Raw genomic sequence first — 16,844 nt, forward strand, 5'->3', positions numbered from 1 at the left:
ATGGGTTTCATGGGTTTTTTGCTGCGCCGGCAGCATTGATTCCCGCCAGATACCCGGTTGACCAGCAGAGCTGCAGATTGAATCCCCCGGTCGGGCCATCCAGATCAATCATTTCTCCGGCAAAGTACAGATTATCGACGATTTTTGAGCGCATGGTGCGCATGTCGATATCAGCAAGATGAACCCCACCCGAGGTAATAATTGCCCGCTCCGGCGTATCAAGAGCGATGACTTTCAGGCGCCAGTTTTTAAACAGACCGCCCAGGCGTTGCCGTTCTTCCCTGGTAATGGAATGGCATTTTTTTTCTGCTGGAATCTCGCTCAAGCGGACAAACAGCGGAATAAGGAGCTGTGGCAGTAATCCGGTCAGGGCATTATTGAAGTTTTTGTTGCTGTGGGCCGCAAGTTCGCGCTGCAGACGCTGATCAAAACGTTCAATACTGACCGCCGGCTTCAGGTCAAGCTGGAGTTCAACCGGACCTTGTTGCAGCGCATCGCGGATCTGGGCGCTCATATCGAGCACAATCGGGCCACCGATGCCGCTGCGGGTAAAAAAGGACTCGCCAAAACGTTCGGCAATCGGCCTGTTGTCGTGCCAGGCGGTGATGCTGACATTTTTCAGGTTCAGGTTGAGCAGCTCCCGGGTCCAGTCGGCGTCGAGCTGCAGTGGGACCAGCGCCGGCTGGGGGGGGATCAGCCGATGCCCGCTGGCTGTTGCCCAGCGGTAACCATCGCCGCTGCAGCCGGTCTGGGGATAGGACAAACCACCAGTGGCAACAACCACGGTGCTGGCGTGGAAAGAGCCTGACGGTGTTTCGACCGCATGAATGCGACCTGAGTCGCACAGCAGGCGGCTCACCGGACAACTGGTTTTGATCTCTGCTCCTGTTTGTCGAACATGCTCCAACAGCACCTTGAGGACCTCGCTCGCACCACCCTGCGACGGGAAAATCCGCCCACCCCGTTCGCGTTGTAATGGCAATCCCCGCTGCTCAAAAAAATCAACGGTGGCAGCAACACCAAAGCTGTAGAGCGCTGTCAGCAGGGCTTTTCCCTGCTTGCCGAAATGTTCGCTGAAACGTTGCGGATCATCTTCGTCGTAGGTGATATTACAACGCCCCTTGCCGGTGATCAGCAGCTTGGCCCCGCAGCGACGATTCTTTTCCAGGAGCAGCACCTTGGCTCCCTGCTCAGCGGCAACGCCGGCGGCAAAAAGCCCGCCCGGTCCACCACCAATGACGATCACATCATACTTAGACACTCGTGCCCCTATCTATTTCGCGGACAGAAACCTATCAGCCAGTCTCCGGAGTTTACTCGTTGATCTTGATATTGTACACAGACGCCAGATAGTGAAGATAGTCTTTGTCCTCACAGATGCTTTTTCCCGGCTCGTCGGAAATCTTGGCGACCGGTCGGCCGTTGGCCGCGACCATCTTGATGACCATGTCGAGGGCGGGCGTTCCCGTATCATTGGTAAGGTTAGTGCCGATACCGAAGGCCACTTTTGTCCGTCCATGAAAATAACGGTAGATCTCGATCATCTTTGGAAAGGTGAGGCTATCGCTGAAAACCAGGGTTCTGGTCACGGGATCAATCCCCATTTGCCGGTACATGCTGATGGCTTTTTCGCCCCATTCAAAAGGTGAGGCGCTGTCGTGGCGAAGGCCATCATAAAGCTTGCCGAAGTAGGGGTCTGTGAAATCCCGCATGAACGAATCCATTGAATAGCAATCCGTCAGCGCAATGCCGAGCCTGCCGCGAAATTCACGCACCCACCCCTCAAGAGCAGCTCTCTGGGCATCTGCAAGACGAGTGATTGCCTGCCAGGCCTGGAACCATTCATGGGCCATGGTGCCGATAGGGGTTGTGCCCAGCCGCCTGGCCAGATCGAGATTGCTGGTGCCAACAAAATAGCGGGGAATTTTTTTGAGCAGCAGGGTCAATGCTTCCTCCTGCCATTGCTTCGATGCCCGCCGCCGGGTACCGAAGTCGGCAAAACTAAAACCTGACAGCGGTTCCTGAGACTGCAAATAGGCGATTTTTTCGTTGAGTCTGGCAGTGGCGATGGTCTCATCAACGTCACCACAAATGGTCCTGGTATGTATCTCGCTGATAATAGCCAGGGTATAAATTTCAAAAAGGGCAACATGGATCAAGGGCCCGCGAATCCGCAGATCAATGTCTTCATCTTGGGGTTGCATGGAAACAAACCGCATGTCGAGCTGATAAATCCTTAGAAATTCAATAAAATCAGGGGTGAAAAAGGGGAAGGTGGCGAGATAATCAAGCTCTTCATCGGCAAACCGCAAGCGACAGACTTCTTCCAGTTGCTGCTTGATCTCGGGGATCCGGGCGGCAAGATCAAAGCCGTGGCGATTGCGACAGTGAAATTTCCACTCAGCCTCCACAGTACGAAACTCGGGGGCATGATAGAAGGCCTGAAGCATGGTGAGCTTGTAGAGATCCGTATCCATCAGGCTGGTAATCAGCGCAGGATAATCCATCATCCCTATCCCGCCAGGCGCAGTTCGCGACTGCTGTCAATGAGAACGGCTCCCTGTTGGCGCATGGCGACAATGGCTTTGCTGGTGGTATCAGGGGAGATACCACGGCAGGCAGCGAGGTTGACAATGACCCGGAATCCGGCACGCAGCAACTGCAGAACCGTGGTTTTGACGCAATAGTCGGTAGCCAGGCCACCAACGATCAGGGTCGTGACCCCGTGCTCTGCCAACCACTCGATGGCGCCGGTACTCTCGGTTTCCTGCAGGTCATGGTAGCAGGCACCGTAAGGGTGTTTGAGGGGATCAACCCCTTTTTCAATCACCAGATCGTAGTCGGTTTCAGCGGGCAGCCCCGGCAATAACCGGTTGCCTTCGGTGCCAACCACGCAGTGGGGTGGCCACTTCACATCAAGACCGGGAAAATTGCCCGCGACCGGTTGCAGGGTTTCCTCGGGGGTGTCGGCAATCCAGGGCGCTTGTGCCGGATGGCAGTCCTTGCTGACCAGGCGAACGGAGCCGAAGGCTGCCTGAGCGTTCAATTCGGTAACGATCTGATCCCCCTCGGGAACGGGAAGTTCCTGCGGGCACAGGGGTGAGAATCCACGTTGCGGATCCACGTCAAAACTGGCAGTCACGGCCGGATCAATGATCATCGCCATCCTCACTGGTTGCGTTCAGGAGAGACTAATTCAAAAATAACGGTGACGGTGGCCTGAATATCGACATTGCCGGGAGTGATGGGGACCACATCGCTAGCGGCCATCATCCGGGCCTCGGCCATCAGCGGTGCGGGGCTACTGAAACCGCCGGGAGTATCAAGGGTTAACGAGAGAATGTCGCCGAGTTCGGCACCGGCGGCAGTGGCGAGCACCTGCGCCTGTTCCAGCGCTTTCCGGGTGGCCAGAGTCATGGCCTGCTGCTGGTAGTGATCCTGATCAGCAAGGGTAAACTGCAGGTTGCCGACCTGGTTGACGCCCGCCTGGTGAGCTAAGCCAAGGAGTTGTCCGGCCAGCTCAATCCGGGTGGTCCGGACCCACAGGTCATTGCTGACCCGGTAGCCGATGATCTCCCGTTGCCAGTTGGCCGGGGTCGGTCTGGGCGGCTGGCTCCATTGGGGCTGAATCTGGAACTGGCCGGTGGCCAGATCCTTGCGGTCAAGTCCGAGTTCAGCGAGCATCGCCATGACCCCGGTCATGCGCTGGTTGTTTTCACTCACTGCCTGACCAGCATCGCCGGCTTCGGTAATGACGCCAAGGCGTAAACGCAGCTGGTCGGGTGTAGCCTCGACCCGCCCTTCCGCCTGTAGCCGCAGTTGCTGTGGCGCCTGGCCGGGGATCGTTGCGACAAGGCTGCGTTCGGGGTGGAACGGGTGGGGCATGCAGGCGGAAAGAAGGAAGAGCAACATCAGGCCGGGCAGGAATCGATAGTTCATGGGGATATTTCCTTTGACTTATGTGACAAAAGACGGTGGTTGCTGTTTACGATGAAAAATTGAAAATCGGTATTTAAAGGGTCCTGAGCGCTGTTCCTGAGAAACAATCTCAAACTCATCTTCGCAGAATTCAGGGAAAAAGGTATCACCTGTGACGTCAATATCAAGCTCCGTCAGGTAAATACGCTCTGCCAGGTTAAAGGTTTGCCGGTAAATCTCGCCGCCACCACAGATAAACAGCTGTTCAGCGGGTTTGGCCGCCGCAATGGCAGCCGGAATATTGGTTGCGACAATGCAACCGGGAGCCTGGTAGTCCGGGTTGTGGCTGACGACAATGGTGCGGCGACCGGGCAAGGCGCGGCCGACAGCTTCAAAAGTACGCCGCCCCATGAGCAAGGCATGTCCAGTGGTATGACGCTTGAACCACTGCAGATCGGCGGGCAGATGCCAGGGCAGGGTCCCGGCATGGCCGATGATGCGGTTGCGGTCCATGGCAGCGATCAGCGCAATGATCATCCAACCGTCCTGTCAGCCGGATTGGCACTGATAACCGGAACCGGGCGCACCAGATAGAGCTCAAACAGGTGCTCCGGAAGTTTATTGATCAGCCGTACCAGCAGGAAGATCGCTAACAGGGAAAAGAACAGCCGGCCCCAGAAAATGCCCGATACATGGGCACCGAGAACCATCATCAACAGGGTATCTTCAAAAATACTGTGACATAACCCCATCAGCGTGACTGAGGCAAACAGGTCGCGCTTGCTTAAACGACCCGATTGCGCTTCCTGGATAATCAGCCCACCGCCGTAACTCAGACCCAGGGTCATGCCGATAATAGTGACCGGGGCGGCGTCGCGACTCATGCCGAGGAACTTCAGCAATGGTTCCAGCAGCCTCGTCATCAAGGTGGTGATACCGATTTTTTTCATGATCTGCAGCACCGCCATCAGGGTCAGGATAATCAGGAAAATAATCAGCATGTTGCGCAGTTCCGCCAGCAGCCAGGCGCTCCAGGTCGGATCGATGACAGGGGGATTCCAGAGGGCCTGATTGGCCTGCTGGAGGGTGCCGCTCAGCTGGTAGGAGATATGCAGCAGCCAGCCGAGAAGCAGAGCGCCAATCACGCGGATCATCACGCTGGCGCGAAAACGGGTTCCGGCCTTCTGGGCGATCCGCAGTTCTACCGGCAGGGCGTGAGCTACCAGGATCATGGTACTTAAGACCGTCACCTGGGCGACCGTCAGATTTAGGCCCGGCGCAACGGTAGCAAAAACCACCATCCCGCCGTAAATGTTGGTGACCATGGCAGTGGCCCACACCAGCCCCATCTGGCCTGGCAGTCCAACCAGCTCCATGACCGGCCCGAGCAGTATTCCGAATTGATCAACGACCCCCCACTGCTGTAAAAAACGGGTGGCAATGCTGATCGGAATAATAATCTTGAACAGCATCAGACTGGTACGCAATGCGTTGCGAAACAGGTTGTTAACTGTCTGGAAAAAGTTTTTTAACATATGTTTATTTAACCACGGGACTGCTTGCCGCTCATGGATTCAATGACCAGCTTGAAAACCAGGGTAGCATCGACTTGTTCCGGTTCGAAGCTGAAGGTCTGGTCTGTATATTGTGCCATCAGGATGTGCAGAGCTGCCTGTTTTTGCTGCCGATCATCGATAAGCTCAATCCGCCCGGAGCCCAGCACACTGGTAAAGCGGGCACCCCAGTTGCAGGCCCGCTCGGCCTCGATAATACCGTAATCGATGGTAACACTGAAACATGCCTGCTGCTGTTTTTTCAACAGCTCGATCTTGCGTCCCTGGAGGGCGGAGTGGAAATACAGGGCACCATCCTGATAGCCGTAGTTGAGCGGTATCAGATACGGCAGGGGGTCATCCGGGATGGCCAGATGGCAGACCCGTCCCTGCCATAATACCTGTTCCAGCTCGCCGGTAGCGGTAATCTCTTTTTCATGTCGTCGCATATTCACCCCTTATTTTCGCAATAGCCAGATGATCACTGAAACCAGACCACTAACCAGCAGCATACTGGTAATGGGAAAAAACATCTTGAATCCCGGCTTGTCGATAACAATATCTCCGGGTAACCGCCCCAGCGGAAGCTTGCCGAGCCAAGGCCAGAGCAGGCCAATCATAAGAATGACAATGCCTGCAAAAATCAGGGTCTTCTGCATGTTTTCGGGACACCTCTTTGCTGATCGTTTGCGTCCCTGTAGTGTAGCACAAGATAAGCGCTTGGTGAGCTGATGAAGATGGTTTGAATTGCAGGAAATTTTTTCTCCGGTCTGCTATTCTTGGAACTGAAGAGTTAATGTCGTGCGGTTGCAGTCAGGCCATGAAAAAGTCATGATCAAGAGGATACGATGCCTCGCTGGTTAAAAAAATTACTGATAGCTATTGCTGTTGTTGTCGGGTTGCTGCTGCTGTCAATGCTGATTGTTCCCTGGCAGTTACAAAAACAGTCAGAGCAGTGGATCGCCGCTCACACCGAGCGCACCTTAAGTTATGAACGGGTGTATTTCAACCCCTTTACCCTCACCCTCGAGTTGGATGGCGTTGTCCTGACCGAACCCGATGGGAACGACCCCTTTGTTTCGTTCGAGCGGGTGATGGTTGCGGTCAGCCCCTATTCTCTGTTACGCCGGGCGCTGATTTTCGGGCGCGTCGAGATCGACCGCCCCTATCTGAATATCGCGTTGCTCGGTGAGCAGCTTTACAACTTCTCTGATTTTGTTGCCCTGTTTGCCACGCAGGAAGAGGTAGAGCCTGATCCTGTGGCGGAGAAACACTCTTTTGAGTTTTCGTTGAACAATATTGTGGTGAAAGGGGGTGCCCTCGATTTTATCGATTATACCTCTGCCACCCAGCCCCACCACCGGATTCGCCAGCTGGACTTGAGTGTCCCTTTTGTCGGCAATATTCCTTTTCTGCTCGACAAATACGTTCAGCCAAGCTTAAGCCTGCAGCTCAATGATGCTGAAATCTCTGCCAATGGCCGACTCAAACCCTTCCATGACTCTCTCGAAACCGAACTTTTTGTCAATTTGAGTGATGTCGATCTGCCCTTTTATGCCTATCACTCTCCTGTGCCCTTGCCGGTTGTGATCCAGCGTGGAACCCTCGATCTCGATCTTGACCTTTCCTACCGAATTTCCCGCAGCGCAGCGCCGCAATTGCTGGTGGGGGGAAACCTGGTGCTTGACGATCTGCTGATCCAGGATCGGGATCAACAGCCGCTGTTCGATCTGCCGCTACTGGTGGCTGATCTCGATTGGGCCAATCTGTTGCGCCGGGATGTGAATCTGGCCATGGTGGAGCTCCATGATCCGCAGCTATGGATCAGTCGCAATCCTGTCGGCCGCTGGAACCTTGAAGCTTTGGTGAGTTCAGCTGCCCCAGAAAACGACCAGGGAGCGCCTCCGCAGGAGGTCGAAGAAACACCGCCTTTTTTGTTCAATGCCGAGCGGATAACCATTTTTGATGGAGTGCTTCACTTTCACGATGCTTTTGTTCAGGACCCGGTGACGGAAACCCTGCGCGACATCAATCTTGACGTTCAACGGCTGAATAATCACCCACAACAGTCCACGATAATCGATCTGAGATTGCACAGCGCCCATCAGAGCGATGTGGATGTCAGTGGAGAAGTGACGCTCCAGCCTCTTTCTGCGGTTTTTACTGCCGGGTTGGATAACATTCCTTTGCAACCCTACTACCCCTATCTGGAACCCTGGCTGACTCGGCCCCTACAGGGGGTTGTCGATCTTGCAACGCGCTTTTCGTATACTTCGCAGAACGATGTGCAGCTGTCCGACACCAGCATTCGTCTGCGTGAACTGCTGGTTCCCTTCACCGCTGAGGATCAGCTCAAACTGGCTGAATTGAACCTGACAGGTGGTACTCTTGATCGGCGTGAACAACAGATAACCGTTGAAAAAATCCAATTAACCGGCGCCGAGATCGGCTTTACCCGCCTGGCCGATGGACGTTTTTCGCCCGAGCTGCTGCTGCGTGAACAGCCGGAGCTCAAAAAGGTCGAGGACCCGGCCGAAGAGCTTGTCGATGAGACTTCCGCAGCACAGTGGGAGCTGGCGTTAAGACAATTTACCATAGATAACGCCCTGATCAGCTTTACCGATGCAACACTGGCGGAACGGCCGCGGGTGGAGTTGCAGCATATCGATCTGGAACTTAAGGAACTGCACTATCCTGTAGCGCAAAGCAGCCCCTACCGGTTTGCTGCGCAGGTCGGTGAGCAGGGGCGTGTTGACGTTCAAGGGCAGTGGGTCTATACCCCCTTGAGCATTGCGGCAGACATCAATGTCGGCGCTGTTTCCCTTGCCGATTTCAACGACTTTATCCCGCCGGAGTTGAATTTTTCCATTGCAGACGGATTTCTGCATACGGATCTCAAGCTGGATGTCAAACGGCTTGGTGACAATATCAGCGGAGGATTCTCCGGTGATATTGATCTGACCCACTTTGCCTTGCGTGATCCTGTTGCCGCCGGCACTTTGATTTCCTGGGAAGGGTTTGCCATCAAGGGGATGGCTGGAGATATCGACCCGTTGCGGCTGCATATTCGTGAACTGGTGTTGAATAACTATCTGGCCGCCGTTCAGATCACCGCCGATGGGCAGATGAATCTGACCGGCTTTGGTGCTCCGACTGTCACTGAGGAATCTTCGGTGGTAGCTGAAGCTGCCGCCACCGTAACTGGCCCTGACACGACCCCGGCAGATATCCGCATCGATGAGGTTACCCTGCAGGGGGGAACGGTTACCTTTGTCGATCGTCATGTGCCAAGGGTGTTTTCGACCACCATGTATGACCTGGGGGGGCGTATCAGCGGTATGCGCTCAAGCGCTGACATGCTTGCTGATGTTGATCTGCGCGGGCGACTGGAAAATCACTCACCCCTGACTATCAGTGGCAAGATCAACCCCTTGAGTGAGGATCTGTATCTTGACCTGATCCTGAGTTTCAAGGATATCGATCTGACTCCAATGACCCCCTACTCGGAAACTTATCTGGGTTACACTATTGATCGTGGCAAGCTCCATCTTGATCTGAATTATCATGTCGAACAGCAGCAAATCAGCGCCGCTAACCGGGTGATGTTCGATCAGTTCAATCTGGGTGAAACGGTGCAGAGTGATAAGGCGGTTAACCTGCCGATCCGTCTCGCCATCGCCCTGCTGAAAGATCGCAACGAAGAAATTCATCTGGATATTCCGGTTTCCGGCGATTTGAACGATCCGAACTTCAGTCTGGCCGGCACCATTTTTACCGTATTGCGAAATCTGCTGGTGCGGGCGGCGACGGCGCCTTTTTCATTGCTGACCGCCATGCTTGGCAGTGATAAAGATTACAGCGATGTAGAATTTTCCCATGGCACTGCCCGTCTGGATGAGGCACAACTGGAGAAGCTGACAGAACTGGCCGGAGTGCTGCTGTCGCGTCCGGCATTCAATCTTGAAATCAGCGGTTTTGCCGATCGCGACAATGACCCGGAAGCCTACCGTCAGGAGCGCCTCGAGCAGATGCTCAGAGAAGCACTGCTGCGTAATTTGCAACGTCAGGGCCAACCGCCGGCGGATAGCGAAGATCTGATTATTAATGAGGAAAACTATTCTGAGCTGCTGTTACAGGTGTACGAGGACGCAACCTTCCCGCGCCCGCGGAATCTGCTGGGAATGCTTACCAGCCTGCCTGATGAGGAGATGGAGAAGCTGCTGCTGGCCCATATTGTCGTTGAAGAAGAGCAGCTGGCGGAGTTGGCCCGTGATCGGGCTTTGGCGGTGCGCAATGTCCTCGAAACGATAAGTGAGGAACTGACCCCGCGGCTCTTTCTGAAAAAAACCGATATCTTTGCACCCCCCAAAGAGGAACCGGCGAGTCGGGTTGAGCTGGGAATTATTCCCAGGTAGTTTCTGTCGGGATGCTGGATGCCAACGAGGTAGATAGTGAAAAAGTTGTTATTGTTACTGCTCCTGGTTGCCGTGCCGGTGCCTGCGGCTGGGCTTGATCTGCGTGGTCATTTTACACCTGGCGGGTTGGTGTTTGGGCGTACCTGTGCTGACTGCCGGGTGGTATTCCAGGGGCGTCAGGTGCCGGTGACCGTGACAGGAGATTTCATCATCGGCTTTGGCCGTGGGGCTGCTCTTGAAAAGGAGTTGCTGGTGCAATCCCCGGAGGGTCAGGTGCGCCAACAGCAGATTCAGCTTGAACCGCGTGACTATCGGATCCAGCGGATTGACGGCATCAGTCAGCGGTTAATGGAACCATCGCCGGAAGATCTCGAGCGGATTGGCCGTGAGGCAGCGGAGATCTCTGCCGTCCGTCAACTGGTCAATGAGAACCGTGATTTCCTTGAGCCCTTCAGCTGGCCGTTGACCGGTCGCATTACCGGGGTTTATGGCAGCCAGCGGATTTTCAACGGTGAGCCGCGGCAGCCCCATTTCGGCATTGACATTGCCGTACCAAAGGGGACTCCGGTCAAGGCGCCGGCGGGCGGGATCGTGACCTATGTCCATCCGGGGATGTTTTTTGCCGGCACCACCCTGGTGGTTGACCATGGCCATGGACTCGCCTCAACCTTTTTGCACCTGCATGACATTCTGGTCGAGGTTGGTCAGCATGTTAACCAGGGGCAGCTTATCGCCACCGTCGGTGCTACCGGTCGGGTGACCGGCCCGCATCTTGACTGGCGCCTGAACTGGTTCGATGTCCGCCTTGATCCGGCATTGGTGGTTGGCGCAATGCCTAACTGAGTTTCTCCTAATAAATCTTCCTTTTTGAGAAGGTCGACCCCAGAACGCTGAAGGTGTTTTCGACAATAAACAGGGCGTGTGCGTCGGTAGTAAAAACAATCTCTTCGAGACGCTTGAGCTGGATATTGTTGATCACCACCATCATCACCGTACGGCCCTCCTTGCGGTAGGCACCGATAGCCGGGAGCAGGGTGGTGCCGATTTTTAATGTTGTCATCACCCGGTCAGCGATGGATTCAGATTTCTCCGAAATAATGAAGGCCAGTTTGCGTTGGTTGAACATGGACAGGGTGTAGTCCAGAGTCACTGAGGTGACAAAGACGGCGATCATTGATGCAATCACCAGATCATTGTCGAGACTCAAAAAACTCAAGCTGAACAGGATCAGATTAAAACCGAAATAGGTCTTGCCGATACCGATATTATATTTCTGATAAAGGATGACCGCGATCACATCAAGGCCTCCGTTGGAACCGAGGGAACGTAGCACCATGCCGGCACCGAAACCGAGCATGACTCCCAGGGTTAAGGCAGCGTAGAGCTGGTTCTCGATATAGATTTCAAACTGGAACAGCTGGTAAAAAATTGTGATTTGCGCCATCGCCAAAGCGCTGTACCACAGGAAGCGGCGTGAAATAAAGATGTAGCCGAGGACAAACAACGGGATGTTTAATAGTAGATAGAGCAGTCCTGGATTAAGCACTTCGGTCAGATAATAAATCAGTGAACCGATCCCGAACAGGCCGCCGGGAACAAAATTGTGGGGAATCGCAACCCCTTTGAGAGCCAGGGTTTGAATCAGCGAGCCGCAGGTGATCAGCGAACAGTTCCAGAAAACTGAGTAAACAAATTTGCTTTTTTCTTTCGTCATCCCGTATCCTCCGCAGATTGCGTTCGAACCGAACACTCTAACGCTTTGACGCAAAAAAACAACACTTTTAAAAAGAAATTCCATGGCGCAATTTGAACTGATATCTCCCTACTCCCCCTGTGGTGACCAGCCCCAGGCCATCGATGAGCTGGTCGCCGGCATCGGACGTGGTGACCGCCATCAGGTGCTGCTCGGTGTCACCGGTTCGGGTAAAACTTTTACCATGGCCAATGTTGTGGCGCGCCTCCAGCGCCCAACCCTGGTGCTGGCCCACAACAAAACCCTGGCGGCGCAGCTTTACGGCGAGTTCAAGGAACTGTTCCCCAACAACGCGGTGGAATATTTCGTCAGTTATTACGATTACTATCAGCCCGAAGCCTATGTCCCCTCGACTGATACCTTCATCGAAAAAGACAGCTCCATCAATGAGGAAATCGACAAGCTGCGCCATAGTGCCACCCGTTCCCTGTTGTCGCGTCGCGATGTGCTGATCGTTGCTTCGGTCAGTTGTATCTACGGCCTGGGTTCGCCGGAAGCCTATTATGGGATGCTTGTTGATCTGCGCACCGGGATGGAGCTCAAGCGCAATGATTTTCTCCACCGTCTGGTTGAAATCCAGTATGAACGTAACGATATCGACTTTCACCGTGGTACCTTCCGGGTACGCGGGGACAGTGTCGAGGTGTTTCCCGCCTACGAGGAAAAACGGGCCCTGCGTATCGAGTTTTTCGGGGACGAAATCGATGCCATCAGCGAAATTGATCCCCTGCGCGGCCAGGTTATTGATCGCCTTGAGCGCACCGCGATCTTTCCGGCCAGCCATTATGTCGCTACCAAGCCAACCCTCAAGCGCGCCATCGGTGAAATCCAGGACGAATTGCAACGGCAGATTAAGCATTTCCGTGAGCAGAACATGCTGCTTGAGGCCCAGCGGATTGAACAGCGCACCCTCTTTGATATCGAACTGATTGAAGAGATGGGTTACTGCCAGGGGATCGAAAACTATTCACGCTTTCTTGATGGCCGTCATCCCGGAGAGCCGCCGGCGACCCTGTTATCCTACTTGCCGGATGATGCTTTGATGTTCATTGATGAGAGTCATGTCAGCGTCAGTCAGGTCGGTGCCATGTATCGTGGTGATCGCTCACGTAAGGAAACCCTCGTCAATTACGGCTTTCGCCTGCCGTCAGCGCTCGATAACCGGCCGCTGATGTTCGAGGAATTTCAGCAGTGCCAGCCGCAAACGGTGTATGTGTCAGCAACCCCCGCCGATTACGAGCTCGCACAAGCCGAAGGAGTGTTTGTCGAACAGGTCATCCGACCGACCGGACTGGTTGATCCTGCTATCGAAGTGCGCCCGGCCCTCAATCAGGTCGATGATCTGATTGAGGAAATTCGCGTCACCGTTGATCGGCGCGCGCGGGTGCTGGTGACGACCCTGACCAAGCGCATGGCCGAGGATCTCACCGGCTATCTGCAGGAGGCGGGGATCCGTGTCAACTACCTGCATTCCGATATCGACACGGTTGAGCGGGTGCAGATTATCCGCGCTTTACGTGAAGGGGAATTCGATGTGCTGGTCGGGATCAACCTGCTGCGCGAAGGGCTCGACATTCCTGAAGTGGCCCTGGTAACGATTCTTGATGCCGACAAGGAGGGGTTCCTGCGCAGTGAGCGCTCGCTGATCCAGACCTGCGGCCGCGCCGCTCGCCATATCGACGGTCGGGTGATTATGTACGCGGATCGCGTGACCCGCTCAATGCAGGCCTGTCTCGATGAGACTGAGCGGCGGCGCATCAAGCAGCTGCAATACAATCAGGAGCACGGCATCACGCCGGTATCGGTCACCAAATCCCTCTTTTCGATTGTCGATAATTTTATCGGTCGCAAGGATAAGGAATTACCCCTGTGCGCCGAAGAAGAAGATCTCTATGCTAATCCTCAGGCCCTGAAAGCAAAGATGGCCGGAATCAAGGCGCAAATGCTCGAAGCAGCCGCCGAACTGGAATTTGAAAAAGCGGCTAAACTGCGGGACCAGTTGCTGGAGCTGGAAAAACGGGCCCTGCTTTTTTAAACAGGGTGACAACGAATTATTCTCATGGCGGGCACAATAATTTGTGCCCCTATGGTGATCGGGGCATTCATGCTTGCTTTTGAAACCATCATCACTTTTTTCTCGGTCGCGGTTCTTTTGGGGTTGGCGCCGGGGCCCGATAATATCTTTGTGTTGACCCAGTCAGCCTTGCGCGGTCGTGGACCGGGGCTGGTTATTGTGCTCGGTTTGTGTACCGGCCTGCTGGTGCACACCGCCGCTGTTGCCTTCGGGGTCGCGATTATTTTTCAGACCTCTGCCGTTGCTTTTACTCTGCTCAAATTTGTCGGTGCCGGTTATCTTGTTTATCTCGCCTGGCAAGCATTTCGGGCGGCGCCGGAGACCATCCAGGCCGAGTCCGGGGCGGCACCCGGTTACTGGCGTTATTACCGCCGTGGTGTCATTATGAATATCACCAACCCCAAGGTGTCGATCTTTTTTCTCGCCTTTCTGCCCCAGTTTGCCGATCCGGGTCGCGGCGCGGTGGTTTATCAGTTGCTGTTGCTCGGCAGCTTGTTCATTCTGGCGACAGTCCTGGTGTTTGGCAGTATCGCCCTGCTCGCCGGCAGCCTCGGACAGTGGTTAAACCGTTCACAGCAGGTGCAGCTGTTTCTTAATCGCCTCGCGGGCACGGTTTTTGTCCTTCTGGCCATCAGGCTGGCGACATCGCAGCGCTGAAGAAAGGGTCACGGGTGAAGCAAATTCTCGTTGAATATCGTCAGCTGCTGGGCCGCTTTGACGACTGGTTCGCCGGTTGTGTTGCGCGGTCAGGGGAACAGATTGCCTGCCGTCAAGGATGCTGTGGCTGCTGCCGAGGCCTGTTTGAGATCAGTTTGCTCGATGCGGCGTTGTTGCAGTCCGGTTTTGCTGAGCTGGCTGCGCCTGTCAAGGAGCAGGTGCTGACCGGAGCGCGCAGCCGGGTTGCCGTCTTGCAGCAGCGCTGGCCGGAATTTCAACCCCCGTACATTCTCAATCACCTGCCCGACGATGGGTGGCAGAATATGCCGGAGGATGATCTGACCCCCTGCCCCCTGCTTGGCAAAGATGGCAGTTGTCTGGTTTATGAGTCGCGTCCCATGACCTGCCGGTTGCACGGATTGCCGAATATCGACTGCTCGGGAGAGTCTTTCTCCGACGACTGGTGCTCCTTGAATTTTGTCGACAGCAATCCCCTGCAGATGACGGAGTTACGCTATCCGTTTCGTGATGCTTTTACCCGCGAGTTCGACCTCCTCGGGTTGTTCGCCGAGCACGAAACCGGGCAGCGTCAGTTGGAACTGGACACCTTTATCCCGAGTGGGTTACTGATCGATTTTTCCACCGATTTCTGATTCCGTTCACTCTGCCCGCCAGCGAGAAACCAGGTGAGTACAACAACCACAACAGAGCTAAACACCCCCGGGGGTTTTCGTGAAATGCTCGCCATTTCTACCCCGATGGTGGTGTCCCATGCCTGCGAAACCCTGCTGATCTTCATTGATCGGCTGTTTTTATCGCGCATCGGTCCGGAGCCGATGAATGCGGCCATGGCCGGTGGCCTGTCGAGCTTTATGCTGATGACCTTTTTTGTCGGGCTGATCGGTTATACCACCGCTCTGGTTGCTCAGTATCTGGGTGCCGGGCGTAAATCCCAATGCGCAGTGGTGGTTACTCAGGCGATGCTGCTGGTTATCCCTGCGACCATGGTGGTTTTTGCCTGTCGGCCACTGGTTCATCTGATGTTCGGCCTGATGGATATACCAGCGGAGCAGAGCGAACAACAGCAGATCTATTTTAATATTCTCCTGTACGGTGTCCCGTTGGTGCTGCTGCGTACCAGCCTGTCCGGATTTTTCTCCGGTATCGGCCGTACCCGTATCGTCATGATTTCCGCCATGGTCGCTATGGTTGTCAATGTCGGTGCCAATTACGTTCTGATTTTCGGTCACCTCGGTTTTCCTGCTCTTGGACTGCGCGGTGCGGCCTACGGCACCCTGTTCAGCAGCTTTTGCGCCCTGCTGGTGCTGCTGGCAGCCTATCTGCGGCGCACGCATCGCGATGAATTTTCCATCGGCGCCAGCTGGTTATTTCAACGAACGATTATGAAGAAACTGTTGCGTTATGGTTCGCCGGCCGGGGTTGAGATGTTTTTGAATCTGCTGGCCTTTACCCTGATTGTGCTGATTTTTCACAGCCATGGCGTGGTGACAGCGACTGCGGTGACTATTGTCTTTAACTGGGATCTGGTGTCCTTTGTACCGCTGCTCGGTCTGCAGATCGGCGTTGTCAGTCTGGTGGGTCGTTACATGGGCGCGGGAAGTCCGGAGGTCGCCGAACGTGCCGCCCTTTCCGGTTTGAAGATGGGTTGGATCTACTCATCGCTGGTGCTGCTGCTGTTTGTCACCTTGCCGCAGCAGATGGTCGAGATTTTTGCCCCCTTCGAAGCCAACGAGCTGTTTCTGGCAGCCGCCCCCCTGGCGGTGGATATGTTGCGCCTCGCCGCACTGTATGTGCTGGCCGATGCCACCATCGTGGTGTTCAGCGGCACCCTGCGGGGGGCCGGGGATACGCTGTGGGCCATGGGGCTGTCGGTGGCCATGCACTGGCTGATGGTGCCGATTGTTTTTGTTTTTCTCAAGGTGCTGAATTTGAGCCCGATTACTGTGTGGCTGGCATTTATTGTTTTTTTTCTGATCAGCGGCGGCCTGTTTTACCTGCGCTTTCGTCACGGGCACTGGAAGACCCTGGCGGTGGTTAAAGATCAGGACCCAGGGGAGGATGTTGCATTGATTTCCTGAATTTGATGGCGTCGAAAAAACTTACCAACTGCTGCGTTACAGCCATAGTTTCACTGCTTTAAGGTATGTAAGTACTCCTCATTGCTCAACAATGACGCGCCTTGTATTTGGCGCTTTTTGCTTATCCATCTAAATTGATACTTTTTGCAAAAGCATCAAATTTGCTTGTGCAAATGATATGAGTCAGCGTAGAATGCAGCCTCTAACGTAACAATTTCGGAGGCAGTCAGTAGCCTGGTGGCGCTCACGGTCTTCAAAACCGATGGGGGGCGTATCCCGTCCCCGGTGTGTTCGATTCACATCTGCCTCCGCCAATCAATAAAAACAAGGGGTTATGGATTTTTCCATAGCCCCTTGTTTTTGTCTGAACTGGTC

15 protein-coding genes and 1 tRNA gene are annotated in these 16,844 nt (G+C 54.6%); 7 read left to right on the forward strand and 9 right to left on the reverse strand.

All coding sequences use genetic code 11. The features are described 5' to 3' along the window. Positions 1–7: 7 nt before the first annotated feature. The 8 genes from AC1931_RS05880 to AC1931_RS05915 are packed head-to-tail and all read right to left on the reverse strand — an operon-like array spanning position 8 to position 6,130. The gene (locus AC1931_RS05880; protein ID WP_483876317.1) at positions 8–1,261 is read right to left on the reverse strand and encodes a BaiN/RdsA family NAD(P)/FAD-dependent oxidoreductase; all 1,254 of its coding nucleotides are present in this window, start codon (positions 1,259–1,261) and stop codon (positions 8–10) included. A 52-nt stretch (positions 1,262–1,313) separates the two neighbouring features. Beyond that, positions 1,314–2,510 carry a nicotinate phosphoribosyltransferase gene (gene pncB, locus AC1931_RS05885; protein ID WP_483876318.1) on the reverse strand — a complete coding sequence of 399 codons (1,197 nt, stop codon included), beginning with the start codon at positions 2,508–2,510 and terminating at the stop codon, positions 1,314–1,316. A gap of 2 nt (positions 2,511–2,512) precedes the next feature. Next, positions 2,513–3,160 (reverse strand): nicotinamidase, encoded by a 648-nt coding sequence (locus tag AC1931_RS05890; RefSeq protein WP_483876319.1) that lies wholly within the window; start codon positions 3,158–3,160, stop codon positions 2,513–2,515. An 8-nt stretch (positions 3,161–3,168) separates the two neighbouring features. Next, positions 3,169–3,939 (reverse strand): SIMPL domain-containing protein, encoded by a 771-nt coding sequence (locus tag AC1931_RS05895; protein ID WP_483876320.1) that lies wholly within the window; start codon positions 3,937–3,939, stop codon positions 3,169–3,171. Positions 3,940–3,957: 18 nt separating this feature from the next. Next, positions 3,958–4,455, reverse strand: a complete 498-nt coding sequence (locus tag AC1931_RS05900) for a dihydrofolate reductase (protein ID WP_483876321.1) — start codon at positions 4,453–4,455, stop codon at positions 3,958–3,960. After that, complete coding sequence (locus AC1931_RS05905; protein WP_483876322.1) at positions 4,452–5,453, reverse strand: nucleoside recognition domain-containing protein; 1,002 nt, start codon at positions 5,451–5,453, stop codon at positions 4,452–4,454. The genes AC1931_RS05900 and AC1931_RS05905 overlap by 4 nt, the downstream gene beginning before the upstream one ends. An 8-nt stretch (positions 5,454–5,461) precedes the next feature. Then, a complete protein-coding gene (locus tag AC1931_RS05910; protein ID WP_483876323.1) occupies positions 5,462–5,920 on the reverse strand; it encodes a pyridoxamine 5'-phosphate oxidase family protein in 459 nt (152 codons plus the stop codon). Between the two features lie 9 nt (positions 5,921–5,929). Continuing rightward, the gene (locus tag AC1931_RS05915) at positions 5,930–6,130 is read right to left on the reverse strand and encodes a DUF2905 domain-containing protein (protein WP_483876324.1); all 201 of its coding nucleotides are present in this window, start codon (positions 6,128–6,130) and stop codon (positions 5,930–5,932) included. A 189-nt stretch (positions 6,131–6,319) separates the two neighbouring features. On the opposite strand from AC1931_RS05915, the gene AC1931_RS05920 reads away from it, so the two are divergent. After that, on the forward strand, positions 6,320–9,886 hold the full coding sequence (locus tag AC1931_RS05920; RefSeq protein ID WP_483876325.1) for a DUF748 domain-containing protein: 3,567 nt from the start codon (positions 6,320–6,322) through the stop codon (positions 9,884–9,886). Between the two features lie 36 nt (positions 9,887–9,922). Next, positions 9,923–10,729, forward strand: a complete 807-nt coding sequence (locus AC1931_RS05925; protein WP_483876326.1) for a M23 family metallopeptidase — start codon at positions 9,923–9,925, stop codon at positions 10,727–10,729. A 7-nt stretch (positions 10,730–10,736) separates the two neighbouring features. Here the strand turns inward: AC1931_RS05925 and AC1931_RS05930 are convergent, their stop codons facing one another. Further along, positions 10,737–11,600: a YitT family protein gene (locus tag AC1931_RS05930; RefSeq protein WP_483876327.1), complete on the reverse strand. Its 864-nt coding sequence runs from the start codon at positions 11,598–11,600 to the stop codon at positions 10,737–10,739. 82 nt (positions 11,601–11,682) lie between these two features. Here AC1931_RS05930 and uvrB point away from each other — a divergent pair, with 82 nt between their 5' ends. The 5 genes from uvrB (at position 11,683) to AC1931_RS05955 (ending at position 16,783) form a co-directional block, all read left to right on the forward strand. Next, the gene (uvrB, locus tag AC1931_RS05935; RefSeq protein ID WP_483876328.1) at positions 11,683–13,674 is read left to right on the forward strand and encodes an excinuclease ABC subunit UvrB; all 1,992 of its coding nucleotides are present in this window, start codon (positions 11,683–11,685) and stop codon (positions 13,672–13,674) included. 24 nt (positions 13,675–13,698) lie between these two features. Beyond that, complete coding sequence (locus tag AC1931_RS05940; RefSeq protein WP_483876329.1) at positions 13,699–14,370, forward strand: LysE family translocator; 672 nt, start codon at positions 13,699–13,701, stop codon at positions 14,368–14,370. A gap of 14 nt (positions 14,371–14,384) precedes the next feature. Beyond that, positions 14,385–15,023 (forward strand): YkgJ family cysteine cluster protein, encoded by a 639-nt coding sequence (locus AC1931_RS05945; protein ID WP_483876330.1) that lies wholly within the window; start codon positions 14,385–14,387, stop codon positions 15,021–15,023. A 33-nt stretch (positions 15,024–15,056) separates the two neighbouring features. After that, the gene (locus AC1931_RS05950) at positions 15,057–16,469 is read left to right on the forward strand and encodes an MATE family efflux transporter (RefSeq protein ID WP_483876331.1); all 1,413 of its coding nucleotides are present in this window, start codon (positions 15,057–15,059) and stop codon (positions 16,467–16,469) included. 218 nt (positions 16,470–16,687) lie between these two features. After that, positions 16,688–16,783, forward strand: a tRNA-Sec gene (locus AC1931_RS05955). Positions 16,784–16,844 lie beyond the last annotated feature (61 nt).

The sequence above is a fragment of the Pelovirga sp. C15f genome (assembly GCF_057178085.1).

Bases quoted from the DNA above. Each gene is read 5' to 3' on its own strand.
- pncB (WP_483876318.1), bottom strand. From the start codon at position 2,510: ATGATGGATTATCCTGCGCTGATTACCAGCCTGATGGATACGGATCTC.
- AC1931_RS05890 (WP_483876319.1), bottom strand. From the start codon at position 3,160: ATGATCATTGATCCGGCCGTGACTGCCAGTTTTGACGTGGATCCGCAA.
- AC1931_RS05895 (WP_483876320.1), bottom strand. From the start codon at position 3,939: ATGAACTATCGATTCCTGCCCGGCCTGATGTTGCTCTTCCTTCTTTCC.
- AC1931_RS05900 (WP_483876321.1), bottom strand. From the start codon at position 4,455: ATGATCATTGCGCTGATCGCTGCCATGGACCGCAACCGCATCATCGGC.
- AC1931_RS05905 (WP_483876322.1), bottom strand. From the start codon at position 5,453: ATGTTAAAAAACTTTTTCCAGACAGTTAACAACCTGTTTCGCAACGCA.
- AC1931_RS05910 (WP_483876323.1), bottom strand. From the start codon at position 5,920: ATGCGACGACATGAAAAAGAGATTACCGCTACCGGCGAGCTGGAACAG.
- AC1931_RS05915 (WP_483876324.1), bottom strand. From the start codon at position 6,130: ATGCAGAAGACCCTGATTTTTGCAGGCATTGTCATTCTTATGATTGGC.
- AC1931_RS05920 (WP_483876325.1), top strand. From the start codon at position 6,320: ATGCCTCGCTGGTTAAAAAAATTACTGATAGCTATTGCTGTTGTTGTC.
- AC1931_RS05930 (WP_483876327.1), bottom strand. From the start codon at position 11,600: ATGACGAAAGAAAAAAGCAAATTTGTTTACTCAGTTTTCTGGAACTGT.
- uvrB (WP_483876328.1), top strand. From the start codon at position 11,683: ATGGCGCAATTTGAACTGATATCTCCCTACTCCCCCTGTGGTGACCAG.
- AC1931_RS05940 (WP_483876329.1), top strand. From the start codon at position 13,699: ATGGCGGGCACAATAATTTGTGCCCCTATGGTGATCGGGGCATTCATG.